Source organism: Halopenitus persicus (assembly GCF_002355635.1).
Taxonomy (GTDB): domain Archaea; phylum Halobacteriota; class Halobacteria; order Halobacteriales; family Haloferacaceae; genus Halopenitus; species Halopenitus persicus_A.
In genome coordinates, this window is sequence record NZ_AP017558.1 from 15,031 (window position 1) to 41,104 (window position 26,074).

Genomic DNA, 26,074 nt, shown 5'->3' on the forward strand with positions numbered 1-26,074 from the left:
GATGTGGGTTTTGTTATGCATCGCCTTCACCGCCGTCCCGGAGCGGTCGATCCATCGACCTCGCCTCCGTTTTCGCAAGCGCTCCGGCTCTCGACACCTCCGGCTCTCGACGGTCGGTAGCAAATCTCGATGGTCGGTAGCAAATCTCGATGTCCAGTGGCAAATAGCGTCGTATTCGGAACGCTACTCGTTGCCGGGGTGCTCTGCGTCCGCACGGTTCGTCCAGATCCGATTGCCCGAGACGTATCCGTAGAGCAGGAGGACCACGATGAGGGACACGATGGCGATGTCGACGATCGGGAGCGTCGTCATCGGGCGGAGTAGCAGGCTCGACCCGAGTACGGTTGCCCCCGCGAGCGAGAGCACCAACGAGTACACGTGCCAGGGCTCGCCTTCCGGTTCCTCGGTCCGTTCCAGATACGTGTACAGTTCGTCCACGTTGTCCCCGAGCTCGATGATGCCGCGCGGCTTGTTGAACGAGACGACGTCCAACGCGTCCATCTTCGGGAGGTGACATTGATAGAGGCCCACGTAGACGCGTTTGCGCTCGCTCGAGGAGATCTGTGTGACGTCCTTGTCGTTCTCCCAGGCGGCGATCTGTTCGGCGATCTCGCTCAACGAGACCGCCTCGTCGGCGTCGCTCAGATACTCCAGAACGTATCGGCGGCGTTGGTTCTTCAGTATGTCGAACATCTGGTCGAGCGGCAGCGCGTCCGCGCGTCGGTCCTCGGTTCGGTTCCCTTCGACCAGCTCCGACTCGATCTCGGCGTGCTCCTCGCGCAACTCGGCGGTGACGTCCTCCACATCGACCGACGAGTTATCCGCTGTTTGTGCCATTCACGTAGTCCCCCCGACTTCGGCCCACGTCATTGGACCGTTCCTGTCTCGTTCGTGTACATCTGATCGGCGAATTCGATGCCGTTGCGGCCCGCTTCGACCGGATATCGGCCCCTTTCTCGTTCTTTTAATTGGTATAAGCTGATCTTTTTAACTCTTGTGGACGATCGTTCGTCCAGGTCCCCAGTCACCCAACGTGGTCCCCGACGGCCGGACGATCCGACGGATGTCGGGGCGCCATCGCTCCGTCGGTCGGTCTCCGTTGGTCCCGGTCGATCGGTCCCCCTCGGTTCCGGGGTGGATCCGTGCTGTCTCCGCCGTGATAACGTCGGTTCGATCGATATGTCCATGTTTTTTATTTGTGTGCAGTGGGTCGCCCGATAGACGCTCGTTATCGGCGGTAGTGTCGATATTCGGGAGGGCGGACACGACCGCCTCACTCACTGCTCTCTGTTCCTTCCCCTTTGTTAACAACCTCCTACGAGGGTATGTTCCCGTCGTTTCGAACGATCCATTCGGACGGTTGATGCGTCTCCGGACGTGCTTCCCGTGGATCGGAGACGCAACGACGGGTCAATTCCATACTCCCAGTATGGTCGTTGTACTTCCAGTTATCTAGGCCGTAACAAAGCATACACGTCCTGTTCAACGCAGTATGAGGGCCGCACCCCCAACCGTCGGTCTCGAGGACGGGCATCTAAATCAGTGACTATGAGTTCCGATTCTCCCTCCTCGACCGAGATGTCTCCGGACCTCGTTTTCGACATTCTTAGCAACACCCGTAGACGGATGGTGCTGTATTACCTCCGTCAGTACGGTGAACCGACCTCCGTCCAGAAACTCGCCGAGGAGATCGCCGCGTTGGAAAACGACGTGGCAGTCGACGAGTTGACGCAACAACAGCGAAAACGGGTGTACGTGTCGCTGTATCAAACCCATCTTCCGAAACTCGAGGAGACCGGAGTCATCGAGTACGACGATGACCGGGACGAGGTCCACCTCACCGATCGTGTCGTCGAAATCGATACGTACCTCACGCCGACGACCGAATCGGAATATCCCTGGCAGCTCCATTATCTCGTGCTCGCGATCGTCGGCGGAGCGACTTTCGTCCTCTCCTCCCTCGGCGTCCCCGTCCTTGCTGCGGTCTCCACCGTCGAGTTGGGGAGCGTGCTCATCGTCGCGTTCGCCATCTCCGCGGTCGTACAGTACTGGCGATACCAACAGCGACAGCGGGAGATTCCGGCCGAGCTACTGGAACACGAAGGATAGGTCCCGATCGACACGCATAGCCGACGTATCCAACGACACGCATAGCCGACGCAACTACCGACACTCATCGAGCTGACCACAGCTATCGACACTCATCGAGCTGACCGCAGCTATCGACACTCATCGAGCCGACAGATGCTCCCCGGGTCGGCGATGATGAACTCCTCGTCCAGGAGGTGATCCTCCGTCCCGGGAAGGATCATGTACTGTCCGCCCGTCTCCCCGTCGATCTTGACGACGGTCAGCGGCCGAAGGTCGTAATCGAGATCGTCGTTCGGATCCGGGTCAGCTGCGACCTCCTCCCAGGCGTTGCTGATGGCGGAGCTCACGCCGACGATGCTCCATTATGACTCGAGTAGGAGAGTCCTACCGGTTTGGCTGACCCGAACGCGACCCTCGTCTCGATGCCCGTCCGTTTCCGGGCGGGGTCCGCGGGTTTGATTCGGCCTACTGGATCGGTCTTCGTCTGCATAGTGGGTAAGTGATTCCTACCACGGATAACCGTTTTGTCGGGATGGTTACCAGGTTGTTGCACGTTGGAATCGTCGCTGACTGACGTCTCAGCGTTCGGATTCAACGGACGACGGATCACTTCGTTACTGCTCCGAGCCAGCTCGCTCTCTGATGGTTATCTCGCCGGCGGCCGTCGCCGTCACGTCGTATCGTTCGACGGGAAACGTCACTTCGCCGTCGCCCCGTCGTCCGGAAACGGGCTGAAACAACCCGTCGAGCGAATCCGGGTCGACGTGTTCGAAGACGACCGTCTCGCTGCTCTCGACGTCGAAGTCGGCGACCTCGTCGAGCGCCAGGAGTATGCTCGTGCTAAGTTCGGTGTCGTCTCGGACGTTGTGGCGGGACTGATACACGATCGGGTTGGACCCCTCGTATCGGATCTCCGCCTTGCCGCATTGCGACATTAGTGATCGCTCAGAGTGCCGGGTACAAAAGTACTGTTATACACCCGAGAGGGTTGATCCCGTATGGATCGGGCCCTCGATTACGACTTCGACCGCCTCGATCGGAAATGATTCGCGCGGGCGTGGCCGATCCCGCAGTCCGATCGCGATGCCGACGATGCCAAGGAGTTGCTGGAGGACGAACTCGATCGCCCCGATGATCCCGCGTTCGGAGATCACGACGGCAACGGCGCCCATCGACAGCAGGACCCACGCGATCAGGGCGATCGACCCGGCGAGCAATGCGAGCACGCCGACGCAGAGCCACGCGAACGTGCCGATCCGGTACCGGAACCGGCTGATGTACTTCCCCAACAGCTTCGGTGAGCGGACCGACCGCCGGAGAACCTGCCCCGGACCGAACGCGTAGCCCCGGGACCACCGTCGAAACGGCTCGTGTAACGTCGGCGGTTCGGGGTGACGGGCGGCCACCTCCGGCAGCCGCAGCAGCCGATATCCCGCGTCCGTGAGCAGAAATCCGAGATGAATGTCCTCGAGCGATCGCAGCTGCGGATCGAATCCGCCGACGGACCGAAGCGATGCGGCGTCGTACAGCGCGGTCCCCCTGACGGCGTCGACCTCGTGGATGGTCGTTTCGTCCGGGAGGCGGTTGAGATACCCGTCGACGGCGGCAACCCCGTTTCGAGCGATATACTCGCGCGCGTGGGAGAGCCAGTTCTTCTCCACCGTCATATCCCCGTCGACGAACAATATCGACTCGCCGCGGGCAGCCTGCGTGCCGACGTATCGTCCCGCGCCGGGCGTCGTCAGGTCGTCCGACGGGATCCGGAGGACGGTGATCGGATACTCGACCGCGTATTCGACCGTTCGATCGGTCGAGTTCGAGTCCACGAGGATGACCTCGAACTCCGAAAGCGAATCGCAGGCGTCGAGGACGGACTCGATGCACGCACGGACCCGTTCCTCCTCGTTGTAGGTGACGATGACGACCGATAGCTCCGGGGTCTCCCCGCCGGTCTCCCTCGTGAATTCCACCGTCATCTCCCGGCGATCACGTCGGTTGGGAACGGTCTCGAATCGACGGTGTGGTCCATAGTCATCGGATAGAGGACGATCGACCGATTTGTTATGTGCCGGCTACCCGCGGAGCGCCCGTGCGTCCGTCGAGTCACGACGCACGACCGCCGGCTTCCGGCACACGACCGCCGGCTCCGGCACACGACCGCCGGCTCCGTCGGACGTCACGCCGTTGAAGGCTCCCGCCACCGAACCGACGATTACGAGAACCATAACAATGCGTCCGTAGTTACTCGGTCAACCAGAACTTGTCATCCATCGCCGGCTTCCCATCCATGCGACGACCCGTCTTGAGACGGTCCATCACGACGACGAACGGCACCGTCGAGAGCCCGGGGGACGTCGCTGATCGAGGTCGGTTGAACGTACCATGAGGGGCCTCGACGACATCTACCGACGGTTTCTCTCGATCCTCGGCGCCGGAGTGACGACCATGATCATCGCGTTCCTCTCGACGCCGATCATCGTTCGACTTCTCGGTCCGGGCGGATACGGCGACTACGCCGTCCTGTTATCCATTTTTTCGCTGTACATGATCCCCGTGAGTTCCGGGATCACGGCGGGCGTGCAGAAGTTCGTCGCCGAGGAACGGGACGTGCCACACTGGCGCGAACACGTGATCCGCTTTTATGCCGTGCTCGCCTTCGTCACCGTCCTCGTCGGCGTGGTCGTGCTGCTGGCGTTCACGGTGCTGGGTGGGGCGGAGTACTTCTTCGGGGGATCGTTCACGCTGTATTTCTATTTGCTGTGTGGCTTCGTTCTCATCTCACAGTTCTACGCCCTGTGTAACCGGATCCTGCTCGGAATGAGCCTCGAGTTGCTTTCGGGACCGTTGGAGGTGGCAAAGAAGTTCCTCACCGTTTCGATCGGCATCCTCCTGGTGCTCTCCGGCCGCCACGTCGAGGGGATGATCGCCGGCCACATCGTCGCGAACCTGGTGCTCGTGTGCGTGGCCGCCTACTGGATCGCCAAGCGGATCTCGCCGTCGACGCTGCTCCGGTCGCGCCCGGAGTCGTTTCCCTACGCCGACGTCGTCTCGTTTAACGCGCTCAACATCGTGTTGATCCTGCTCGTGATGTCGCTTTTTCACGTCGACGTCGTGATGCTTCGGGTCCTGTCGGACTCGGAGACGACCGGATTCTACAAGGCGGCGTTGGCGCTTGCGGAGTATCTCTGGATCGTGCCGATCGCCCTGAAGACGGTGTTGCTGCACTCGAGTTCCACGCTCTGGAGCAACGGTCACCTGGAGCGGATCACGAAACTGTCGGCGCGGATCACGCGCTATACGGTGTTGCTCGTCGTGTTGATGGCGATCGGCATCGCGGTGCTGGCGGACCGGTTCGTCCCGCTGTACTACGGCGAGGAGTTCGCCGTCTCCGTCGTCCCGCTGTTGCTGCTCCTGCCCGGTGCCATCGGCTTCGCCGCTGCCCGCCCGTTGAAATCGATCAGCCAGGGGTCGGGCCGGATCCGGACGTTGATCGGCGTGACCGGCGTCGCGGCCACGATCAACCTGGTCCTGAACGCCGCGTTCATCCCCCTGTTCGGGATGAACGGCGCCGCGGTCGCCACGAGCGTCAGCTACGGATCGATGTTCGTGCTCTACGTCTGGGCCGCCTGGCGCATCGGATACGACCCCCTCGACGATTTCCGCGGTCGGCGCATCGCTCTGACCGCGGTGATCGCGGCGCCGATCATCTGGGCCGTGGATCGCGCCATCGAATACGACCCGTTGGCGTTCGCGCTGGTGCCGGTCGTCGGCCTGCTCGTCTTCGGGAGCGCGGCGCTCGGTACCGGAGCCGTCGATACGGCCGAACTGGGACGGATCGCCGAGAAGCTGCCGGATCGGATCGAGGCGACCATCGCTCCCGTGTTGTCCCGGATCGAGAACCGGTAGCCGGTCGTCCGTCCCGACCGTCGGACGACCGCAACCGGCACGCCGGGCGGATGGCCACTCGACTGCCGGTTACGGTTCGGCGTCGAATGGGTTGCCGTTCCACCGTGTTTGTGGTGCACCGACGTTCTTCTTCGTCGACTCGTCCCTGCCGTAGTGGTTCGCCTCGAAATGAACGTTCTCGTATCTGTTCGGCTGTCTGACCGCGCTCTCGCGGTCCTCGTGGTAGAACCAGTTCCGTTCGATCCACGCCCCCTCCGTCGGCGTTCCGCGAATGTCGATCGCGTAGTACTTCCCGCCAGGATTCCGGCTCTTCGCCTCGACCGCGGTCGTCGCCTTGAACGTGTTCCGCTTGATGACGATCCGTTCGCCGGCGATGCCTTTCATCCCCTCGGTGCCGTGCATATCGAACTGGGACCCAACCCACTGCTCGCCGACGACGTTGAACCGTGCGACGTACCCGACGTCCGCGCCGCCGGCTCCCGAGATGGAGTGCCGATTGTAATCGAAGTAGTTCGATTCGATGAGCGGTTGGTGGTTGCCCTCCGGGATCGCGACGCCGTATCCGAGCCCCTCCCAGGTGTTGTGGTGAATGTAGTTGTGATGGACGTGCGCGTTCCCGCGCGCGAAGACGGCGGTGTACGGCCATCCCGAGATCTCGTTGTTGTCGACGACCGCGTTTCGTTTCGCGGTGACGCCGCCGCCGCCCCTGTGGGCGTAGTAGTCGCCGTCGTGTGCCTCCTCGGCGTTCACGTACTCGTGGAAATGGCCTTTGAGTCGGAATCCGGTGAGCCGTGCGCCCTGCCCCAGGACCAGCTTTCGTTTGAACGTGTCCGACTCCGGGGTCCGGTCGCCGTCCGGCGACCGCAACACTGCACCCGGCTCTCCATCCGTCCGCCCGCCCGCGAGGGTCACGCCCTGGGGAACGGTGAGCTCCCAAAGCCCCGTCAGATCGAGTTCCACGTCCGGCGGAACGGTAACGACGTCCCCCACGCTCGCGTCGGCGAGCGCCTCGACCAGCCGATCGACGGAATCGATCGGGGACGGTTCCGCGGTCGCAACCGTCACCTCCGGGGGATCCACGACGTCCTCCCCGGGGGATGGACCATCGTCGGACGTCGTACAGCCAGCCGCAAACACGCTTGTAGTGATCGCCAGATACGTCCGCCTATCCATACACCGAATACTGATCTAACCGGATATTAGTATGCGTCACCTATTCGCGCGGGCAGTGCCGGACGCCGTGACGATCCATCTCGGTCGTGGAACGCCGTCGTGGGGGAGCGGATGACCCATTCCTGATTCGACACGTCATATGGTGTATGGTAAGTCGATGTTGCATCCGTATCATCGAGATTACTCGAAAAATTACTTTAATTACTTCTGGACACCTTGTTCATAACTAACCATCATAGAACTGTACGTGCCGTCGCTGGGGACCCCAGCACGACGATGACCGAACCAGAGACGACCATGACAGAAGACGACACACACGCGCTCGCGAGACGGATCGCGACCTCCGTGACGGAACGGATCGAGACGGACGAAAGCTCCAGAAGGGGATTCCTGGGACGGACGGCCCTGGCGGGCGGGACGCTGTTGGCGCTCGGCAGCGGCACCGGAGTCGGCTCGGCACAGGTGGCCGAAGACGACGAGACCGACGAGGACGAGGAGATGGCGACGTTCGCCGATGTCCGGGGAACGGACGTCGACGTGCTGAACTACGCGCTTTCGCTTGAGCACCTCCAGGCCGCCTTCTATCGCGAGTCCCTCGAGACGTTCGACGAGGAGGACTTCGTGGCGGCCGAGCCCCTGCAGACGTTCGACGAGGAGGTTCGCCGGGAGGTGTTCGGCTACGTGCAATCCGCCGGCACCCACGAGGAGACCCACGTCGAGGTGCTGACCCGGGCGGTGGAGCTGCTCGGCGGGGAGCCCGCGACGGCGGCCACCTACGACTTCGGCGTCGAGAGCGTGGCCGATTTCCTCACGGTCGGACGGACGATCGAGAACCTCGGCGTCGGGGCCTACGCGGGTGCAGCGCCGTTCATGGAGAGTCCGGACCTCCTGAGCGCCGCGTTGTCCATCCACAGCGTCGAGGCGCGCCACGCCGCCGTACTGAACCACGTCACCGGGGAACCGCCGGCCCCGGACGCGTTCGACCCGGCCAGCTCTCAGCAGGACGTGCTCGACGCCGTGAGCCAGTTCATCGAGTCCGCTGACGGGGGTGAGGACGAGACGCCCTCGGATGAAGAGACGCCCTCGGATGAAGAGACGCCGACGGACGAGGAGACGCCGACGGACGAGGAGACGCCCTCGGATGAAGAGACGCCGACGGACGAGGAGACGCCGACGGATGAAGAGACGCCCTCGGATGAAGAGACGCCGACGGACGAGGAGACGCCCTCGGATGAAGGAACTCCGATCGACGGAGAGGATAACGAGACGGCGACGGAAAGCGCCGACAACGGCACGGTGACGTCTGCGCTCTTCGGACGGTAGCGTTCGAACCGCCGCCGTCCTTTCGGACGACTATTTTTCGGCGAGTTCCGTGTTCCGGCGAGTTCCGTGTTCCGCTACCGAGTCGATCGGGGACTCCCGTCCGATCGGGCGGACGCGTCGGCCACGTCCACGAGGTCGGGGTGTAAGACGGGGTAATCGACGTCCTCGCCCGCGCTGACCCGGTCCCGTGTGCGTTGCCAGTCCGCATGCCGCACCTTTACGAGAACCGGTATCTCGGGGATGTCGAGCACCTTTGCCAGCGCAAGTCGGTGTCTCCCGTTGGTGTGATGTAACAGCTCACCATCGCGCCCGATGTCGACGGTCACCTCGTCGAGTGCGGCGGCGCCGTCACTGCCGACGCCGACGGCGCCGTCCGAGTCGATTCGGGTCACCCGCCGATATCCCTTCGACGCCATCGACTTCTTGAGGTCCTCGAGGTACTCGAACCGCTCGTGGAGCTCCCCGACCGTCGAGCAGCCGTATATCGGATGTCCCCGTTCGATACACGCCACGAACTCCTCGTATACCGACGTCTCCGTCCAGGGGATCCCTTCCCCGAACCGCTCCGCAATGAGCGTCCATTCGACGAGGTCGGCGAACCGTACCTCGGCCGCGTCCCACGCCCCGTCAAGGACGTCCCCGTACTCCGCGCATCGATGATACCACGGGCGCCGGACGTATTCCAGATGCCGTCCCGTCTCTCGCCGCTCGATCTCGAGTCCGGAGACGTACTCGATGTCACGCGGGTCGACCCGACGTATCGCGAACGGGTCCGCGTCGGTTCGTGCCGTGGGAGTGTGTCGATACCGGAACCGCGCGGCTCTCGTCTCCAGCACGTGGTACCCGCTGGACAGCACGCCGCGCATCCCTTCCGATTCGTATCGGTCCCGCACCCGATGAACGACGTCCGCGACGCCGATCGAGGGCAGCGCTGTCGGATCCGGTCCCATTGTGCCGATCACGTCTCCCCGAGGCGGCGGAGCCGCGTAGTTATGCGGGGCTTATCCGCCGATCGCTTCGCGGCGGCGTGCGCTGTGACGCGGATCTACGGCGGCGTGCGCTGTGACGCGGATCCGCTCCAACGTCCGACGTCACGGGGTTCTGACGTCCGCTGCCGCGGGTGACGAGCTGGGCCTGCGGACTACCGCGGGTGACGAGCCGGGCCTGCGGACTACCGCGGGTGCCCCACGTCAGCCGACGGTTCGCTGCTCCCGTAGTGGTTTCCGGACCACTCGACGTTGGTCCAGTCGTCCACGTCGGTCTGAATGATGGCCGCTCGTGTGGACCACCCGTCCGGAGTGTCCAGCGGTTCGTCGGGGTTGTAGAACCAGTTGTCGTAGATCGTGGCCACGTCGTCCGGGACGCCCCGCACCGCGACGGCGGGCCGTTGATCGCCGTCCTGGGCCCCCTCGACGGCCTCGACGGTGTTGTTGTAGATCTCCATACGGGTACCACCCGGCTGGTGGACGTCGATGACGTGACTGAAGGTCTCGGTCCCGAAGTGGTTGTATCGGACGGTGTAGCCGCTCTCGCCGCCGCCGTTGATCGAGTGGCGGTTGGCGTTGAAGGTGTTCCACTCGACGGTCGGGTGGCCGCCGATACAGGAGACGCCGTATCCGAGGCCGTCACGGGGATTGTGGTGGACGTCGTTGTGGTGGATGTGCGCGTTCTCCCCACGCGAGGCGACGGAGGCGTAGGCGAAGCCCCACATCTCACAGTTGTCGACCTCGCAGTCGTCCCCGCGAACGTTCACGCCGGCACCGTCGGCGTAGAAGTCCGGGCTGAAGTAGTCGTAGTACGGGCCCTGGAGGCGGACGCCGGTGAGACGCGCCCCGCGGGACAGCTCGAGGGACGACGTGTGGTAATCCGGCTTCCAGTCCGTGTACAGGCGGCCGCCGGGAGCGCCGTCGATCCCCCGGTTCGACGCCAGCGTCACGCCCGCGGGGACGGTGTGCGTGTCGGACCCGAGATCGATGTCCGCGTCGCCGTCCACGTAGACGACGTCGCCGGACGACGCCGACGAGAGCGCGTCTCGGAACTCGCTTCGGGTGCTGACGACGACGTCAGCCTGGTCGGAACTGATCGTGTTCGCGTACCCCTCTCCGCCGCCGATGGGTCCGCCATCCACGGACTCGCTGCCGGACGCCTGGTGGTCGTCGTCCTGCCAGGGGAACCCGGTCTTCCAGCCGTCCCCGGTGGCGGAGTCGCGGGGGTAATAGTAGAGGTTCGACTCGTTGCCGTTGACGATGGGGTCGGCCTCGCCCTCGATCGTGACGTCGGCCACGAGGGTGTCGAACGCGTAGGCGTGCGTCTCACCCGGATGGATGCGACCCGCCGCCTTCGTCCCGTCGTCGCTGATCCAGAAGTACTCGTAGTCGATCTGGGCGCCATTGATCGTCGACGGTATCACGTCGCCGCCGTCCTCGACCTCGATGTAGTAGTCGGCGTACTCCTCGCCCGTCGCCTCGAAGGAGTACCAGTGTTCGCGTTCCTCGCCGGCGATGTGCCACGGGAAGTACCCCTTCCAGTGGTCACCGCTGGCGGCGTCGCGAGGGTAGTAGTCGAGGTTCGACTCGTTGCCGTTGACGATGGGGTCGGCCTCGCCCTCGATCGTGACGTCGGCCACGAGGGTGTCGAACGCGTAGGCGTGCGTCTCGCCCGGATGAACGCGACCCGCCGCCTTCGTCCCGTCGTCGTTGATCCAGTGATAGTCGTTCTCGATGACGGCGTCGTCGACCGTCGAGGGGACCATGTTCCCACCGTCCTCGACCTCGATGTAGTAGTCGGCGTACTCCTCGCCCGTCGCCGTAACGGAATACCAGTGTTCACGGTCGGGCGTCGATCCGTCGGTCCCGTCCTCGGACGCCTCCTGTCCGGTCAGCTCCGTGACCGTCGTCTCCTCGCCGTTGAGGAAGAGGGTGAACTCGCCCGTCACGGGCTCGAACCGATCGATCCCGTCCTGGAAATCGTAGGTGTCGCCGCTTCCGGTCCGGGTCGATCCGTCGACGAGCCAGGTTCCGTCCTCGGTTTCCGTGACGTCGTCCGAGAGGTCGGTGGACCGATCGCCGTTGTCCAGCACCTTCGTGACGGGGCCTGAGCTCGTGATCTCGTAGTCCACCTCGCCGTCGCTCGCGGCGACGATCTCCAGCCTGTCCGTCCCCGACCCCCCGTCGTCACCATATCGGAGCGACACTTCGGCGGGGCCGTCGACGTCGAGATACGACAGCGTCCCGCTGAACTGGTACGCGTGTGTTTCCTGGCCGATCTCCCCGGCCACGTGGCTGCCGTTCACGTTCTCGAGCTCGTTCGACCCGACGTCGGGATGTGCCGCCACCGATCCCGAGGCCAACAGCTCGTAAGCCGTCGTTTCCGAGGTGCCGGTCCCGTCCAGTACGATGCTGTTCGGATGGTCGTCGCTTGCGGCCCCGATCCCGGCGCCAGCCGCACCGAGAGCGCCGATTATGCCGATGCTACTGACCTGTAACACGCGTCGCCGACTGAGTGACGTCGCGGTCGGGAGGCGTTTCCTCGGCTCGTCTGCAGTAGGCTCGTCATGCCGTTCTGGCATAGTCGAGTATGTCGGACTTACTTTTATATGGCTTTTCGCAGCATTGCCATCGGATCGCCTCGATAACTGACCGGAAGCCGATCGAATACGTGAGAGATACATACCGGATACGGATCGCTTACGCTCGTTCGTTTCACGGCCGGTAATTCGACGGTAAGCACCGAATACAGCAGTTAGGACCATCCTAACGGCCCGTTTCGTTCACGAACGCGGAGCGGAGAACGACCGCCGGATATCTCGCCCGCGGTCCGTCGTCGAGCCGCCGTTCGGGCTCGACCGGATGGCCGTCGCCCGCGCTGTCGGACTCGATCGATGACCGTCACCGCTAGGCCTGGCGTGACCGATGACCGCTGAGCGGGCGGGTAGGAGCCCCATACCTTTGCAAACGGCATCGAACGTCACAGAGGATGGAGCAGGACGACGCGTCACGGGCCGACCATCGCGGCGAGCTCCCGCCGTGGTCTCGACGAGCGAGCCGCAATCGACGACGGTGGCGACGGGTTCCCCCGGCCATCACGCCGGTCCGTCTCGCCGACATCGCGGCCGGAATCGCGGGGCAGCGTGCCGGGACCGGCCGTGACGAGTTTCGAACGGAGTTCACATCGTTCCTCGATGCGGAGAGCGCCGCAAGCTACACCTCGTATCGTCGCGCCCTCTGTGCGTGTCTCCTGGAGCTCTCGTCGCGAACGGACGACGGCCGGAGCGAGGTATACGTGCCGGCGTTTTGTAGCTCGGATTTCGCCGATGCCATCGAGGGCGCCGGACTGACCGTCTCGCGGTACGACGTGGACCCGGAGACGATGGCCCTCGATCCGGCGTCGTTGGAGGGACTGCCGACGGAGACCGCGCTCGCCGTGGTCGTCGTCAACGTGCTGGGATACGGCTCCCCGATGGATCGGGTCACGGAATACTGTCGCGAGAACGACATCTATCTGGTCGAGGCGCTGGGCTATTCGATAGGCTCCGAATACGGGTCCGAACGGCTCGGAACCTTCGGGGACTGTTCGGTGGTGAACTTCCAGCAGGGAAAGCCGATCCCCGTGGGCGGCGGGATGGTCGTTTCCCAGGACGCCGACCTCGAGTTCTCCGACGAGGGACGTCCCGCGGTGGCCCCGAACCTCGACACCCTGACCGGATACGCCGTCTTCGGTCATCCGCGGCCGTATTTCCTGTATTCGCGGATCGCCGACTGGTTCGATCGGATCGACGTGTCGACCGCTCGGTACAGCACCCACCCCGAATCCAAGTTCGACGTGTCCTACGCACCGCCGTTCGCGACCATCTCGAACTTTCAAGGGACGGTCGCACGGCGGCTATTCGGCCGGCTCGAGACGCACCGTCGCCGTCGAGAGCACACGGCCGCGGTGTACGCGACCGAGCTGGCCGACTGTCCGCACGTCCGACACGTGCGGCCGGTTTCGGGGCTTTCGAACCACCAACACGTCAGATATCCCCTTCTCATCGATGCTCCCGATCTGCGGGACGAGCTGCGGGAAGCGCTCTCCGGCGTGGGGGTCGAGGCCGTCGCGCTGTACGATTGGCCGCCGATCGACGACGCGGCGTTTCCCGGCGCGGCCCGACTCCAGCGCGGCATCATCACGTTGCCAACCCATCCGTACGTTGACGAAGCCGACCGGCGATTAATCGTTCGGACGGTTCGGGACGTATTAAGGTAACAAGCGTGTCGGGAACGTAACAAACGTGTCGGGAACGTAACAAGCGTGTCAGGAGATCGTGGTGCGGTCGCGGGCGGAGCGGAGAACACGTCGAAGTTGGCTTCGGGGTACGAGCGGATCGTGTGGACGACACGTCGCGAGCGAATGGAGCACGGGATCGGTCGCATACCGCCCGACGCCTCGACGACTTCGGGCCCTGCGTCTGCCGGGTCTCGCACGGCGCGGGGTATGAGACCCCTATGCTGCACAAGCATACTATAACAATACGTCTTACCGACGAGACAGCAACTATGTTACACCGAGACGCCGAATACGTCGACCGTATCCCGACGCGCTCGACCGGGCGGCCCCGAGTAATCCCGGCTTACGTGAGTCGGGACGCCCGCGGAACCCTCCAGCGTGCCGGAACGACGCCAGGGAAGCAGTGCCACCGGGACCACCGGCGCGAATCCGAGTCGGGGAACTCGACGGACAGATGAGCGAGTCCAGCGCACGACCGACGCGGCTCGCCGCCGGCGTGATCGGCGTCGGGTCCATGGGTCAACATCACGCGAGAGTGTACAACGAGCTGCCCGACTCCGAACTCATTGGCGTCAGCGACGTTGACGAGGAACGGGCAGCGGCGGTCGCAGCGAACCACGGGACGCGACCGATGGGTCGGTCGGAGCTGCTGGACGCGGCCGACGTGGTTTCGGTGGTCGTCCCGACGCAACATCACTACGAGACGGTGCTGCAGTGCATCGAGCACGACGTCGACGTGCTCGTCGAGAAGCCGTTCGTCGACGACGTCGACCAGGGTCGAGAGCTCGCCGAGCGGGCCGCCGAGGCCGGCGTTACGCTTCAAGTCGGCTTCATCGAGCGGTTCAACCCCGCAACGCGGGTGCTCGCGGACATCGTCCCCGACCTCGACGTCGTCGCGATCGACGTCGACCGGCTCGGCCCGCCGGTGGACCGCGACGGCAGCGACAGCGTCGTGATGGACCTGATGGTTCACGACATCGACATCCTGCTGTCGCTCGTCAAAAGCGACATCGAGTCGCTGTCGGCGGCCGCCCACGACGAGGGCCACGCCGCGGTGCAGTTCCGGTTCGAGGACGGGAGCATCGCCGCGTTGACGGCCAGCCGACTGACCCAGCAGAAGGTCCGAACGCTCTCGGTCACCGCGATGTCCTGTCGCGTGAACGTCGACTTCATCAGTCAGACCGTCGAGATCCACCGTCATTCGATCCCCGAGTACATCGAGTCCGACGGGGACATCCGCTACCGTCACGAGAGCGTGGTCGAACGGCCGATCGTCGAGAACGGCGAACCGCTCAAGGCCGAGCTCGAATCGTTCGTGACTGCCGCCCGCGAGGGAACCGAACCCCTGGTCACCGCCGAGGACGCGCTCCGCGTTCTCGAGGTCGCCACCCGGATCGAGGACCTGGCGCTGGCGCCGAAAGCGGTGGTGAACTCGCCGTGAGCCGGTCGACCGGCGAGCGCGTGAGACCGTACGGCTCCTCGGCGGACGAGACGGCCCAGCGAGCCGCGTTCACGGACGGGAACGTTCCGGTTGCCGTCTACGGGCTCGGGAAGATGGGGCTCCCTTTGGCGGCGGTGTATGCAGCCGTCTCCGGCAACACGACCGGGGTGGACGTCGATGAAACCGTCGTTCGCACGATCAACGACGGGGAGTGTCACATCAAGCGCGAGCCCGGTCTCTCGGAACTCGTCTCCGAGATGGTCGATGCCGGCGCGTTTCGGGCGACGTCGAACGCAGAAGCGGCCGCCGCGGAAGCCGCCGTTCACGTGCTCATGGTTCCGACGCTGCTTACCGACGACCGGGAGCCGGACCTCTCGATGCTCCTGTCCGCGGTCCGAGACGTGGGCGCCGGTCTCTCCGCCGGCGATCTCGTGATCGTCGAATCGACCGTCCCGCCACGAACCACGGTCGATCGCGTGCTGCCGCTGTTGGCCGAGACGAGCGGCCTCGATCCCGGGACGTTCGGCGTGGCCGCCTGTCCGGAACGGACCGTCAGCGGGGAGGCGCTCGCCGACATCCGCGGGACGCATCCGAAGGTCGTCGGCGGCGTCGACGACGACAGCACGCGCGCCGCGGCCCTGATATACGACGAGATCAGCGACAACGAGGTCATCGAAACCGTCGATTCGACGGCGGCGGAGGCGGTCAAGGTCTTCGAGGGCGTCTACCGGGACGTCAACATCGCGCTCGCAAACCAGCTCGCGACGTACGCCCGGTCGATGGACGTCGACGTGAACGAGGCCATCGACGTCGCCAACACCCAGCCGTTCTGTGATCTCCACACGCCCGGTCCCGGCGTTGGCGGCCACTGCATTCCGGTGTATCCGTACTTCCTCACCGGGGCGTTCGACGTCGACGGATCGCTGCTCACGACCGCTCGCGAGGTCAACGACGGGATGCCCGAGTATACGGTTTCGATGGTTCGACACGTCCTCGACGTTCACGGCGTCGACCGACCCGACCCGCACGTCCTGCTGGTCGGGATGACCTACAAGGCGAACATCGAGGAGCTTCGGAACGCCCCGGCGGTACCCATCGCGCGATCCCTCTCGGAGGGTGGCGCGACGGTGCTCGGGATCGACCCGCTGCTGGACGACTGGAGCGAGCTCGACGACGTCGAACGCGTCACGTTGCCGGAGGTGTATGGCCGTGACGTCGACGCCGTCGTCGTGGTGACGCCGCACGACGAGTTCGCCGACCTCGAGTGGGACGCCTTCGACGCGCCGATCCTCGACGGACGCCGGGCGATCGATGCGGACGCGGTCGATGGGCCGGTGTACTCGATCGGCGGGAGGTGGCCGTAGCGATGGCACGGACCATCGGACCCCGCGCAGCCGGTCGATCCGGACGGTCGAGGTCGGAGGTTGAACGTGGCGCTCGAGGTCGGAATCGAACCGATCAACGTGCGAGATACATACGCAAAAACGGATCATAACCGATCGAGACATGACCGATCGAGACATGACCGATCGAGATCACGATGAAGAGAACCCCGACCGGACGGACCGTCCGACCGAGGCGACGGCTTCCGAACCACCATCGGACGAGGCGTGGCGGGTGACGATCCCCGACCACGTCGGAGGGAAGATAGCAAACCGGCTGTCGGAAACGGACTTCGATTCCGTCGACGAGTACGTGACGTTCGTGCTGGAGTCGCTGCTTCGTGAACTGGCCGAACAGGACGACGACGTCAGCATTGCGGTCGTCACTGACGACGACACGTCCGAGAACTCGGAGGCGATCCAGGGTCGTCTGGAGTCGCTCGGCTACCTGTGAGTCCACTCCGTCCGTTGGCTGAGTCGCCCCGCAGCCACGCGGCGTCGTGTGCCGAGCCGTTCTCGAGACACGGCGACGGCCGTCCGATCCCCTTCTAGACGTTTCCGCGGGACGCGAGCGTCTTCGTGGCACGGTGGAGCCGATTCGTTACCGAAAGCTGCCGCTCGAACCGGTCCAGTTGTCGCCGGAGTTCCCGACATCGATCCGGGTAGATGTGGGAGAGGTCAGTCAGCTCGTCGGGATCCCGATCGAGATCGAAGAGGAACCGGTCGTCGCCGTGCTCGACGAGCTTGTACCGGCGGCCGCTGACGGACCGATTGGTACCGCTCTCGCTCGTGGCGATCGCGTATGGGGTGGCGTCGGGCGTGGGATCGAAGGTCCCGTCGCGGGCAATGCGCAACGCGGTGTCGTAGATCGTCGTCAGCGACGTCGGCGCGTCGACGTCCCCGCTCACCCCGGCGTTGTGGACGAAGTACGGAACGTGGACGTTCTCCTGATACACCCGTCTGTGGTGGTGGCCGTACTCGCCGTGATCGCCGAAGGACTCCCCGTGGTCGGCGTGGACCATCAACACCGGATCGTCGGCGACGAGATCCGACTGCAGCCGGTCGATGAACGCATCGCTCGCGCGAACCGTATCGCGGTAGCTTCGCTCGACCGATCTCCGGACGCGGTCCGACATACTGCCGCCGTTTCCGCGCATCGGATCGGAGGACCGATACGCGCTGTAATACGCCCCCAGCAGGGACTGTTCCCGTCTGTGAGCGCGGCCGGGGAGGAACGGAAAGTGGGTGTCGAGGATGAACACCCAGAGGAAGTACGGCTCGGAGAGCCGCTCGCGGGTCCGCTGGATGTCCCCGTAGAGGGCCTCCCACTGGGCGAAAAACTCGCTTCCGGACAGCATGTTCAACACCAGCTCCACCGGCCGTGCGTCGGTATCGATGCCCGGGACGTGCTCGGCGATGGTTCGGGGCCAGCTCCCGGGCTCCGCCCCGGAGCAGTCGAGGAACCGGTCGAAGCCACGATCGAAGCCGGACGCCGTTGACGTCCACGGATTGGGCGTGACTCCGGCCGTGTCGTATCCCCGTTCCCGCAGCCGTTCCGACAGCAGGGCGTATCGACCGAGATGTTCGTCGATGGCGGCCAGTCGCCGCTCCCAGTGGCTATCCTGGGGATAGCGTTCGAGCGTGGTCGGCGTCCGGGGTCGTCCGGTGAACACCGCCGGCATCGACGAGAACGTCTGCGGCCCGGGGGCCACGGCGTGCTCGTACGCGACCCCCTCCTCCGCGAGGGCGTCCATCGTCGGGGTGAGTCCACGATCGTCGCCGAGAAACCCACAGTGGTCCGCGCGAAGACTGTCGATCGAAACCAGGACGATGTTCGGACTGGCCGTGCTCATCGGCTTCGTTCGGGGACGTTCCGCGTGTTCGATGGCATTTTCGTCTCCACGTCCGTCCGGCGGAATCTTTGTTAGGAAGGGGGTAACCGCTCCGAAGCGTCGGACCCACCGATCGAAAACACCCGTGCGGGCGACGGGTCGGACGGTTCGGCCGCCACCCTCTCCTCCGCTTCCGCGCATCCACCCTGTTTCGGCGGCCGTGGGACGTTATGGCGAACATAACAATCCGTCTCTTGGTGGTACCGAAACCAGGCCGACCGACCTGAGAACGCATAATGTATCCATATCACACCACTCCCCACGACCGGCATCGGCATCGATCCGCCCGGCCGACCAGCCCGGCGGAGCGAGCCGACGTGGAACGACCGTACCGAGACCGATGAGTCATCAGAACGTGCTTCGACGGTGGTTGTCGATCGACCGTCTCGACCTCACGGTGGCACGGATCGGCGTCGTCGCCTCCGTGCTCCTGCTCGGGCTCCGTCTGTTGACCGCGCAGGTCCTGCTCGTCGTCATTCCCACCGCGACGGGGCTCGCCTGTGCGCTCTATCTCGGGGTCCAATCCCGACGATCGCCGGCGTTCGCGTATCCGACGCTTCCACGGATCGTCATCGGCTACCTGCCGGCGGCCGTCTTCGTGGGGCTCGCCGCGCTCGTTGCCCTGGTGTTCGTGACGGGCGAACGAACCGGCCCGATCTACCTGCTGACCGGCGCGATCGGGACCGCCATCCTCGCACAGACGCTGCTCATCGCCGACGACGAGCTCGCGCCCGCCCTGGTGCTCGCGCAGATCATCATCGCCGGGGTCGTGATCCGGCTCACCGTGCTGTTCGTGACGCCCGGGTTGATCGGCGTCGACGCGTGGACGCACGTGCCGAGCTACGTCGCGGGGATCGCCGAGACGGGATCCCTCTCGGCCATCTCGGACAGCAAGTACGTGATGGCGCCGCTGTATCACGCCATCGGCGCCATCGGGGCTCTCGTGTTCGGCTCGGCACGCACCGGGGTGTATCTCTCGGTCGGTCTGTTGGTTCCGTTGTCGGCACTGTTCGTCTACGCCGCCGGGAAACTCCTCGTTCCCGTCCGGTGGGCGTTGCTCGCGACGGCGCTGTACGTGTTCGCCGATCAGTTCATCCGCTGGGGGATCCACGTCATCCCGACGAGCCTCGGACTGGTGTTCTTCCTCGGCGCGTTGTACTGCGTCACCGCGTCGTTCTACACCGACGACCTGTGGGTGGTCGGCCTGCTTCCCGTGTTCAGTCTCGCGATCGTGTTTACCCATCAGGTTTCGACCGCGATCGTGCTCGTGCTCCTCGGCATCGCGTCGGCGTCCGTCCTCGTGGTTCGGCTCCTCGGAGGGGGGACGCAAGGGAGTTCCGTACGGACCGTCGTCGGGATCGTCGGGACGTTCCTCCTCACCCTCGTCACGACCGTCGTCTCGTGGATGCACACCCCGTGGTACGCCGACGACCCCTTCCTCTGGGAGATGGTGGACACGCTCGAGGGAACGATGACCGAGGAGGCCGGATTCCTCAACCTCGTCGGCGGGAGCGGCGCCGGAGGCGGTGCGGCCGGCGAAAGCGTGGGGCTGTTCGCGGAGCTGCTGCCGTTCATCGAGTGGTTCGGCTTCGGGTTGCTGCTTTCGGCCGCGATCGTCGGCGGGTTGGCCATGCTTCGGATGCGGAACCCGCCCGACGTCACCGTCACCTATCTCGTGAGTGCGGCAACGATGTTCGTGATCGTGTTCGGGTTCTCACTGTTCGGCATCCGCGACCTGCTCCCCGGCCGCTGGATAGCGTTCATGTACGCGCCGTTCGTGGTCATCGCCGCGGTCGGCCTGTATCACCTCTCAGAGAACGGTTCCCGCCGGGTGATACTGGCCGTGTTCGTCATCGTCGCGCTCAGCTACCCGGCGACGATGATCGTCGCCGAGAAGGCGACGCTCGATAGTCCGGCCTTCGAGAACGAGAACCCGCGGATCTCCTACACGGAATCCGAGATCGCGGCGGTCGAGACGATCAGCACGGTGTACGCTCCGGAGACCGACCGACGCGTCTACTCCGACCACCCGTACCAGTCCCTGTTCGGACGGCTGGGCGGCTACTCGTCACGGGTGGTGGTGGTGGACGAGGGCGGCGTCACGACGTCCGACCCCGTCATCGTGCGGGAGTATCAGACGTCCGGCCCGGTGACGTTCTACGAGGCGGGCGATCCGCCACGTCAGATCTCGAGTCGGACCGTCGCTCCCGACCGGGTGTGTACGCCGGGTCGGAACCACGTGTACGCGAACGACGAGGTCAGAATGTGTACCTCGCCCGCGGCGGAACTCGAGGTGGGCGCATGAGCGGATACGGGTCCACCGGGGACGACTGGGCGCTCGATCTCGCGATCGTGAGCGTGCTGGCCGTGGTCACCGCCGGCATCCTGCTTGCCCCGTGGCGATTGACCGCGGTGGCGTGGATCGTCGGCGTTCCGTTCCTGCTGTTCCTGCCCGGATACGCCGTCGTCTCCGCGCTGTTCCCCGAGCAGTCCGCGGAGAGACGACCCAGGTACGTTCACGCGCCCGTCTCGACGGCCCCCGACTGGACCGTGCGGATCGCCCTCTCGTTCGGGCTCAGTGCCGTCGTCGTCTCCGTCGTCGGCGTGGCGTTGAGCCGGGTCGCGACCATCCGTCTCGTTCCCGTCGTCGTGACCATCGCCGCCGTCACGCTCGTGGCCGTCGCGATCGCGGCGGTTCGCCGTCTCCAACTGTCGCCGGGGCGCCGCGCCAACCCGGTCTCCGGACGGACGTTCCGGGTCGGGACGTCGCGACAGACGGGCGCCTTCGTGCTCGCGCTCGTCCTGCTTCTCGGGACCGTCGCCGCCGTCGGCGTGGTGCAGCCGGAGGGGGAGGCCTACACCGAATCGTATCTGCTCACCGAGGGCGAGAACGGCGATCTCGTCGCCGAGGGCTATCCGACGACGTTCGTCGCCGGCGAGGGCCACCCGCTGTACGTCGCCCTCGAGAACCACGAACACGAATCCATGTCCTACGAGGTCGTGGTTCTCGCTCAGGCGGTCGATTCGGGCGGGTCGGTCACCTCCCAACGGCAGGTCGATCGCTTCTCGGTCGACCTGGATCACACGGACCGGGCCGTCGTGGAACGCACCATCGCTCCCACGACGCCGGGCGAGGGAGTTCGGTTACGGTTCCTCGTCTACAAGGGCGCCGCCCCGAGCGACGTCGACGCCGCCAATGCTGCCGACGCCGACCAGACGCTCCAGATCTGGATCGACGTCGTGGAGGGGGCGGACGCGTGATCAGGGGTCGATCAACGTGATCGGAGGATGGACGCGTGATCGGGGGTCGATCAACGTGATCGAAGCGAGCTTCCGTGACCGGGGTGGACCAGCGTGACCGGGAGCGAGCCGGTATGTCGGTGAGCGGGACCGTCGTCCTCTCGTTGGACGCCGAGTTGAACTGGGGATTCCACGATCTGGCGTCCGTTCCGATCGACCGGACGTCGGCCGCGCGAGAGTCGTGGCTTGACGTTCTCGACCTGCTCGACGAGCACGGGATCCCGGCGACCTGGGCGGTCGTCGGGCGGCTGTTCTCCGAGGCCAGCGTCGACGCCGACTTCGACCATCCCGTCGGCGGGAAGTGGGTCGGACGGTCGAAGCGCGACGCACTCCCCGATGCCGGCTGGGAGGGACGGGATCTGATCGACGCCGTTCACGACAGCGACGTCGACCACGAGATCGGGTCCCACTCCTACACCCACGTCGAGTTCGGCGACCCGGAAACCTCCAGGGAGATCGCCGCGACGGAGCTGCAACGCAGCGTCATCGCCGCCGAACGCTACGGCATCGACCTGGAGTCGTTCGTCTTTCCCAGAAACGACGTCGGCCACCGGGACCTGCTGGCCGACCACGGGTTCACCACCTATCGAGGCCGCGCTCCCGACCGCTGGTACGAGGCAACCCCTCTGAGACGACTCGGGAAGCTTGCGGCCTTCACGATCGGAACCGCTCCCCCGCCGATCGTCGACCCGGTCGTCGACGAACACGGGTTGGTGAACGTTCCGGCGTCAATGTACCTGTTCACGTTCGAGGGCCCGGTGCGGAACGCCGTCGGGACGGCGTTCGGCGATCCCGTCGTCCGACAGGTCGAACTCGGACTCGAACGACTGCGGACCCGGAACCGGGGAGTGCTCCACCTGTGGTTGCATCCCAACAACGTCACGACGGAACGGGACCGAACGCGAATGCGCGAGATCGTCTCGCTGATCGCCGACTACCGCGATCGAGACGCCCTCGCGGTCGAACCGATGCGCGGGATCGCCCGTCGGGTACGAACCGATGAGTGACGACGATGGGTGACTACGAGATCCGTCGCTACGGGACCGGCGATAGGGACGAGTTCCTCTCGCTGTATGCAACTGTTATGGGGGAACGGAAGGGGACGGAGTGGTTCGACTGGAAGTACGGAGCGAACCCCTACGTCGATCACGTGGCCATGTTCGTCGCCGTTACCGACGGAACGATCGTCGGAGCACGACCGTTCGTGGCGCTCCCGGTCCGAATCGACGGGGAACGCGACGTCGTACTGCAACCGGCGGACGCGATCGTCCACCCGGATCACCGCCGCCGGGGGCTGTTCACGCGGATGACCGAACACGCGATCGAGCGATACGCCGGCGATCACCCGTTCTTCTTCAACTTCCCGAACCACCGGTCGTTGCCGGGGAACCTCGATCTCGGCTGGCGGATCGTCTCCGAACGATCGGCCTACTACCGGATCGCGAACCCGGTCCGCGTCGTGCGAGCCCGAACCGACCGGACCGGCGTCCAGGTCGCGAGCAGGATCGGTGCCCCGATCGCCCGGGGATACTACGGACTTCGGGATCTCACCGCGTCGACGCCGCCGACGGCCGCCATCAGAACGGTCACCGAGCCGCCTGCGGCGGCGCTCGCGGCCCTGTATCGACGGTCCGTTCCCGCGGGGATCCACGCCGTTCGCGACGAGGAGTTCTACCGGTGGCGCCTCGACAACCCCGACTGGGAGTACACGACCTACGTCGCGGAAGAACGGGGGGAACCACGGGCGGCCATCGTCACCGGAACGGCGGTCGAGTCGTCGCTGCGGACGACGAAGCTCACCGACGTCGTTCCGCTCGGGACCGCGCCGAAGCCCCTCCTCGAAACCTTGATCCACCGGATCCTTCAGGATCGGGCGGAGACGGATCTGTTCGTCGCACCCTCGCAGGGGATCCCGGCCTCCGTGCTCGGAACCTTCGGCTTCCACCCGGACGCCGCGCCGCCGCTGTCGTTCGTATCGACCCGAACGACTCACGTCGTGCGATCCCTCGCCGACGATCGGGAACGGACCGGGACGGACCTGGGCCGACCGGACAGTTGGCTGATGACGTTTATCGAGCGTGACACGAGCTAGCTTAACTGGAATTAGGCGCTAAGTCCCCTTCCTACTGCGCTACTCGCTTCGCTGCGTTGCTCCTTGAGGGTGGGGTAGTTCACACAGCGAGGCACGGACACGAGCAAGCCCAACCGAGTCCGTCCGGTAATTAACGATTCTCGTCCGGCAGCCAAGGGTCCCCGTCCGGCAGCCAAGGATCCGTCGTCGCCGATTCCGGTCGCCCGCCGTGGGAAGCCGACCGACGACCGTTACGGAAACGTCGGGGACGGACCATCCGACCGGCGTCGGCGGCGCTCACTCGACGGTCACGCTTTTGGCGAGGTTTCGTGGTTTGTCGATGGAGCGGTCCATCTCGTCGGCGGCGTGATAGGCGATGAGCTGGAGCTGGACGTTGGCGAGGATCGCCACGAGATCCGGATGCGTCGCGGGAACGGGGAGGAACTCGTCGGCGGTGTCCGCGAGCTCCGTCGCGTTTCGCGGCGCGATCGCGATGACGGGAGCGCCCCGGGTTTGGATCTCGTTGATGTTGCTCTCGAGCCGATTCCGGTGCTCCCCGGTTCCGACCGCGAAGACCGGCGTCTCCGGCGTCACGAGCGCGAGCGGACCGTGTTTCAGCTCGCCGGCGGCGAACCCCTCGGCGTGCTCGTAGGTTATCTCCTTGAACTTCAGTGCGCCCTCCAGCGCCACGGAGTAGGCGTTTCCGCGCCCGATGAAGAAGTGCCCGCTCTCACCCAGCCATCGTCGGCTGATGGCGGTCGCGAGCGTGTCCTGGGTCACCATCTCGACGTGTTCCGGGAGCGACTCGAGCGCGTCCAGCCGTTGTCGATGGTCCTCGGTCGGCTCGCCGGTGACGTCCCGAACGAGCCGCTCCCCGAGGAGGACGAGCGACGCGACCTGCGAGGAGAACGTCTTGGTGGCGGCGACGCCGATCTCGGGACCAGCACGGATGAACAGCGCGTCATCGCACGTTCGCGCCGCGGTCGATCCGATGACGTTGGTGAGCGCGAGCGTGCGTGCGCCGCGGCGTCGTGCGCTCGCCAACGCCTCCAGCGTGTCCGCGGTCTCTCCGCTCTGCGTGACGCCGATCACCAGCGTGTTCTCGTCGACCGGTGCCGGGTAGGCGGCGTACTCGCTGGCGATGTGGGTGTCGGCGTCGATCCCCCAGTTGGAGAGGAGCCACTCGCCGTACATCCCGGCGTGGTAGGACGTCCCGCAGGCGACCAACTGGACGCGCGAGACGTCGTCGAACGTCCCGGACGGGAACTCCTCGAGCACGACGTCGTCGTCGTCGATGCGCCCGTGGAGCGTCTGCCGGAGGGCCATCGGCTGCTCGTGGATCTCCTTGAGCATGTAGTGGTCGTAGCTGCCCTTCTCGGCGTCTTCGGGATCCCAGTCGACCGTCTCGATCGAGCGGGAGATCGGGTCCCCCGTCGCGTCGGTTATGCGATGGCCGTCGACCGTGACGGCGACGACGTCGTCGTCCTCCAGGTACACGACCCGGTCCGTGAACTCCAGGAACGCCGGCACGTCGCTCGCGAGGTAGTTCGCGGTCTCCCCGACGCCGACCACGAGCGGCGACCCGTTGCGCGTCGCGTATATCGTCGGATCGTCGTCGACGATCATCGCGATCGCGTAACTCCCCTCGAGCCGGTCGATGGCCCGGCGGAAGGCGGTCTCCGCGTCCCGGCCGGCCCCCAGCTCCTCCTCGACGAGATGGGGGATCACCTCGGTGTCGGTGTCGCTCGTGAACTCGTGACCACGCGTCCGCAGCTCCTCGCGAAGCTCGGCGTAGTTCTCGATGATTCCGTTGTGAACGACCGCCACCCGCCCGTGACAGCCGGTGTGCGGATGCGCGTTCTCGTCCGTCGGGGGACCGTGCGTACTCCAACGCGTGTGGCCGATCCCGACCCGCCCGTTCTGCCCGGTGAACGCGAGCTCCGATCGGAGATCCGACACCTCCCCCTCACACTTGCTGATCGCGAGTTCGGATCCGTTCTGCATCGCGATGCCGGCCGAATCGTACCCACGGTACTCGAGGTTTTCGAGGCTTCCCAGCAGCGCTTCGAGGGAGTCGTCGTCGCCGACCCGGGCAGTGATGCCACACATCAGACCGTCACCTCCGACGCGTCGTCGGTCGACCGTCCGGTCCACCGGGCGTGCTTGCGCGGACGCGTCGAGGAGCGGTCGGTCCCCTCCACACAATGCGGGTTTGTGAATCGCATACCGC

General features: G+C 65.2%; 20 protein-coding genes. 11 read left to right on the forward strand and 9 right to left on the reverse strand.

Annotated features, from left to right (window positions below; all coding sequences use genetic code 11):
- Window positions 1–183: 183 nt before the first annotated feature.
- Complete coding sequence (locus CPZ00_RS00085; protein WP_157744137.1) at window positions 184–837, reverse strand: DUF7344 domain-containing protein; 654 nt, start codon at window positions 835–837, stop codon at window positions 184–186.
- Window positions 838–1,548: 711 nt separating this feature from the next.
- Here CPZ00_RS00085 and CPZ00_RS00090 point away from each other — a divergent pair.
- Window positions 1,549–2,109 (forward strand): DUF7344 domain-containing protein, encoded by a 561-nt coding sequence (locus tag CPZ00_RS00090; RefSeq protein WP_096388810.1) that lies wholly within the window; start codon window positions 1,549–1,551, stop codon window positions 2,107–2,109.
- Window positions 2,110–2,219: 110 nt separating this feature from the next.
- On the opposite strand, the gene CPZ00_RS00095 is transcribed toward CPZ00_RS00090, so the two are convergent.
- From CPZ00_RS00095 to CPZ00_RS00105, 3 genes are all read right to left on the reverse strand, one after another.
- Window positions 2,220–2,438: a hypothetical protein gene (locus CPZ00_RS00095; protein ID WP_199243366.1), complete on the reverse strand. Its 219-nt coding sequence runs from the start codon at window positions 2,436–2,438 to the stop codon at window positions 2,220–2,222.
- Window positions 2,439–2,705: 267 nt separating this feature from the next.
- Window positions 2,706–3,026: a HalOD1 output domain-containing protein gene (locus CPZ00_RS00100; RefSeq protein WP_096388811.1), complete on the reverse strand. Its 321-nt coding sequence runs from the start codon at window positions 3,024–3,026 to the stop codon at window positions 2,706–2,708.
- Between the two features lie 36 nt (window positions 3,027–3,062).
- Window positions 3,063–4,067 carry a glycosyltransferase gene (locus CPZ00_RS00105; protein ID WP_096388812.1) on the reverse strand — a complete coding sequence of 335 codons (1,005 nt, stop codon included), beginning with the start codon at window positions 4,065–4,067 and terminating at the stop codon, window positions 3,063–3,065.
- A gap of 406 nt (window positions 4,068–4,473) precedes the next feature.
- On the opposite strand from CPZ00_RS00105, the gene CPZ00_RS00110 reads away from it, so the two are divergent.
- Window positions 4,474–5,997, forward strand: coding sequence for an oligosaccharide flippase family protein (locus CPZ00_RS00110; RefSeq protein WP_096388813.1), 1,524 nt, complete (start codon window positions 4,474–4,476; stop codon window positions 5,995–5,997).
- A 69-nt stretch (window positions 5,998–6,066) separates the two neighbouring features.
- Here CPZ00_RS00110 and CPZ00_RS00115 read toward each other — a convergent pair whose 3' ends face one another.
- Window positions 6,067–7,170 carry a right-handed parallel beta-helix repeat-containing protein gene (locus CPZ00_RS00115; protein ID WP_157744138.1) on the reverse strand — a complete coding sequence of 368 codons (1,104 nt, stop codon included), beginning with the start codon at window positions 7,168–7,170 and terminating at the stop codon, window positions 6,067–6,069.
- A gap of 297 nt (window positions 7,171–7,467) precedes the next feature.
- Here CPZ00_RS00115 and CPZ00_RS00120 point away from each other — a divergent pair, with 297 nt between their 5' ends.
- The gene (locus tag CPZ00_RS00120; RefSeq protein ID WP_096388815.1) at window positions 7,468–8,493 is read left to right on the forward strand and encodes a ferritin-like domain-containing protein; all 1,026 of its coding nucleotides are present in this window, start codon (window positions 7,468–7,470) and stop codon (window positions 8,491–8,493) included.
- A 74-nt stretch (window positions 8,494–8,567) separates the two neighbouring features.
- Here the strand turns inward: CPZ00_RS00120 and CPZ00_RS00125 are convergent, their stop codons facing one another.
- Both CPZ00_RS00125 and CPZ00_RS00130 read right to left on the reverse strand, forming a co-directional pair.
- Window positions 8,568–9,443 (reverse strand): hypothetical protein, encoded by an 876-nt coding sequence (locus tag CPZ00_RS00125; RefSeq protein WP_096388816.1) that lies wholly within the window; start codon window positions 9,441–9,443, stop codon window positions 8,568–8,570.
- Between the two features lie 221 nt (window positions 9,444–9,664).
- The gene (locus tag CPZ00_RS00130; RefSeq protein WP_157744139.1) at window positions 9,665–12,061 is read right to left on the reverse strand and encodes a hypothetical protein; all 2,397 of its coding nucleotides are present in this window, start codon (window positions 12,059–12,061) and stop codon (window positions 9,665–9,667) included.
- A gap of 407 nt (window positions 12,062–12,468) precedes the next feature.
- Between CPZ00_RS00130 and CPZ00_RS00135 the strand changes: the two genes are divergently transcribed.
- From CPZ00_RS00135 to CPZ00_RS00150, 4 genes are all read left to right on the forward strand, one after another.
- The gene (locus CPZ00_RS00135; RefSeq protein ID WP_096388818.1) at window positions 12,469–13,737 is read left to right on the forward strand and encodes a DegT/DnrJ/EryC1/StrS family aminotransferase; all 1,269 of its coding nucleotides are present in this window, start codon (window positions 12,469–12,471) and stop codon (window positions 13,735–13,737) included.
- Window positions 13,738–14,212: 475 nt separating this feature from the next.
- Window positions 14,213–15,199: a Gfo/Idh/MocA family protein gene (locus CPZ00_RS00140; protein ID WP_096388819.1), complete on the forward strand. Its 987-nt coding sequence runs from the start codon at window positions 14,213–14,215 to the stop codon at window positions 15,197–15,199.
- Window positions 15,196–16,563, forward strand: a complete 1,368-nt coding sequence (locus CPZ00_RS00145; protein WP_233255105.1) for a nucleotide sugar dehydrogenase — start codon at window positions 15,196–15,198, stop codon at window positions 16,561–16,563. The genes CPZ00_RS00140 and CPZ00_RS00145 overlap by 4 nt, the downstream gene beginning before the upstream one ends.
- A gap of 142 nt (window positions 16,564–16,705) precedes the next feature.
- On the forward strand, window positions 16,706–17,035 hold the full coding sequence (locus CPZ00_RS00150; protein ID WP_096388820.1) for a hypothetical protein: 330 nt from the start codon (window positions 16,706–16,708) through the stop codon (window positions 17,033–17,035).
- A gap of 94 nt (window positions 17,036–17,129) precedes the next feature.
- Here the strand turns inward: CPZ00_RS00150 and CPZ00_RS00155 are convergent, their stop codons facing one another.
- A complete protein-coding gene (locus tag CPZ00_RS00155; RefSeq protein ID WP_157744140.1) occupies window positions 17,130–18,434 on the reverse strand; it encodes a sulfatase in 1,305 nt (434 codons plus the stop codon).
- Window positions 18,435–18,813: 379 nt separating this feature from the next.
- Between CPZ00_RS00155 and CPZ00_RS00160 the strand changes: the two genes are divergently transcribed.
- The 4 genes from CPZ00_RS00160 to CPZ00_RS00175 all read left to right on the forward strand — a co-directional run bounded on the left by CPZ00_RS00160 (window position 18,814) and on the right by CPZ00_RS00175 (window position 23,865).
- Window positions 18,814–20,778 (forward strand): hypothetical protein, encoded by a 1,965-nt coding sequence (locus CPZ00_RS00160; RefSeq protein WP_096388822.1) that lies wholly within the window; start codon window positions 18,814–18,816, stop codon window positions 20,776–20,778.
- Window positions 20,775–21,734 (forward strand): DUF1616 domain-containing protein, encoded by a 960-nt coding sequence (locus CPZ00_RS00165; RefSeq protein WP_096388823.1) that lies wholly within the window; start codon window positions 20,775–20,777, stop codon window positions 21,732–21,734. Before CPZ00_RS00160 ends, CPZ00_RS00165 begins: the two co-directional genes overlap by 4 nt.
- Before the next feature lie 74 nt (window positions 21,735–21,808).
- On the forward strand, window positions 21,809–22,780 hold the full coding sequence (locus tag CPZ00_RS00170) for a polysaccharide deacetylase family protein (RefSeq protein WP_199243367.1): 972 nt from the start codon (window positions 21,809–21,811) through the stop codon (window positions 22,778–22,780).
- A 5-nt stretch (window positions 22,781–22,785) separates the two neighbouring features.
- Window positions 22,786–23,865 (forward strand): GNAT family N-acetyltransferase, encoded by a 1,080-nt coding sequence (locus tag CPZ00_RS00175; protein ID WP_157744141.1) that lies wholly within the window; start codon window positions 22,786–22,788, stop codon window positions 23,863–23,865.
- 276 nt (window positions 23,866–24,141) lie between these two features.
- On the opposite strand, the gene glmS is transcribed toward CPZ00_RS00175, so the two are convergent.
- On the reverse strand, window positions 24,142–25,953 hold the full coding sequence (gene glmS / locus CPZ00_RS00180) for a glutamine--fructose-6-phosphate transaminase (isomerizing) (protein WP_096391534.1): 1,812 nt from the start codon (window positions 25,951–25,953) through the stop codon (window positions 24,142–24,144).
- Between the last annotated feature and the right edge of the window lie 121 nt (window positions 25,954–26,074).

Excerpts from the sequence above, each read along its gene's own strand:
- CPZ00_RS00085 (WP_157744137.1), bottom strand. The coding sequence starts at position 837 with ATGGCACAAACAGCGGATAACTCGTCGGTCGATGTGGAGGACGTCACC.
- CPZ00_RS00090 (WP_096388810.1), top strand. The coding sequence starts at position 1,549 with ATGAGTTCCGATTCTCCCTCCTCGACCGAGATGTCTCCGGACCTCGTT.
- CPZ00_RS00100 (WP_096388811.1), bottom strand. The coding sequence starts at position 3,026 with ATGTCGCAATGCGGCAAGGCGGAGATCCGATACGAGGGGTCCAACCCG.
- CPZ00_RS00105 (WP_096388812.1), bottom strand. The coding sequence starts at position 4,067 with ATGACGGTGGAATTCACGAGGGAGACCGGCGGGGAGACCCCGGAGCTA.
- CPZ00_RS00110 (WP_096388813.1), top strand. The coding sequence starts at position 4,474 with ATGAGGGGCCTCGACGACATCTACCGACGGTTTCTCTCGATCCTCGGC.
- CPZ00_RS00115 (WP_157744138.1), bottom strand. The coding sequence starts at position 7,170 with ATGGATAGGCGGACGTATCTGGCGATCACTACAAGCGTGTTTGCGGCT.
- CPZ00_RS00120 (WP_096388815.1), top strand. The coding sequence starts at position 7,468 with ATGACAGAAGACGACACACACGCGCTCGCGAGACGGATCGCGACCTCC.
- CPZ00_RS00125 (WP_096388816.1), bottom strand. The coding sequence starts at position 9,443 with ATGGGACCGGATCCGACAGCGCTGCCCTCGATCGGCGTCGCGGACGTC.
- CPZ00_RS00130 (WP_157744139.1), bottom strand. The coding sequence starts at position 12,061 with ATGCCAGAACGGCATGACGAGCCTACTGCAGACGAGCCGAGGAAACGC.
- CPZ00_RS00135 (WP_096388818.1), top strand. The coding sequence starts at position 12,469 with ATGGAGCAGGACGACGCGTCACGGGCCGACCATCGCGGCGAGCTCCCG.
- CPZ00_RS00140 (WP_096388819.1), top strand. The coding sequence starts at position 14,213 with ATGAGCGAGTCCAGCGCACGACCGACGCGGCTCGCCGCCGGCGTGATC.
- CPZ00_RS00150 (WP_096388820.1), top strand. The coding sequence starts at position 16,706 with ATGACCGATCGAGACATGACCGATCGAGATCACGATGAAGAGAACCCC.
- CPZ00_RS00155 (WP_157744140.1), bottom strand. The coding sequence starts at position 18,434 with ATGAGCACGGCCAGTCCGAACATCGTCCTGGTTTCGATCGACAGTCTT.
- CPZ00_RS00160 (WP_096388822.1), top strand. The coding sequence starts at position 18,814 with ATGAGTCATCAGAACGTGCTTCGACGGTGGTTGTCGATCGACCGTCTC.
- CPZ00_RS00165 (WP_096388823.1), top strand. The coding sequence starts at position 20,775 with ATGAGCGGATACGGGTCCACCGGGGACGACTGGGCGCTCGATCTCGCG.
- CPZ00_RS00175 (WP_157744141.1), top strand. The coding sequence starts at position 22,786 with ATGGGTGACTACGAGATCCGTCGCTACGGGACCGGCGATAGGGACGAG.
- glmS (WP_096391534.1), bottom strand. The coding sequence starts at position 25,953 with ATGTGTGGCATCACTGCCCGGGTCGGCGACGACGACTCCCTCGAAGCG.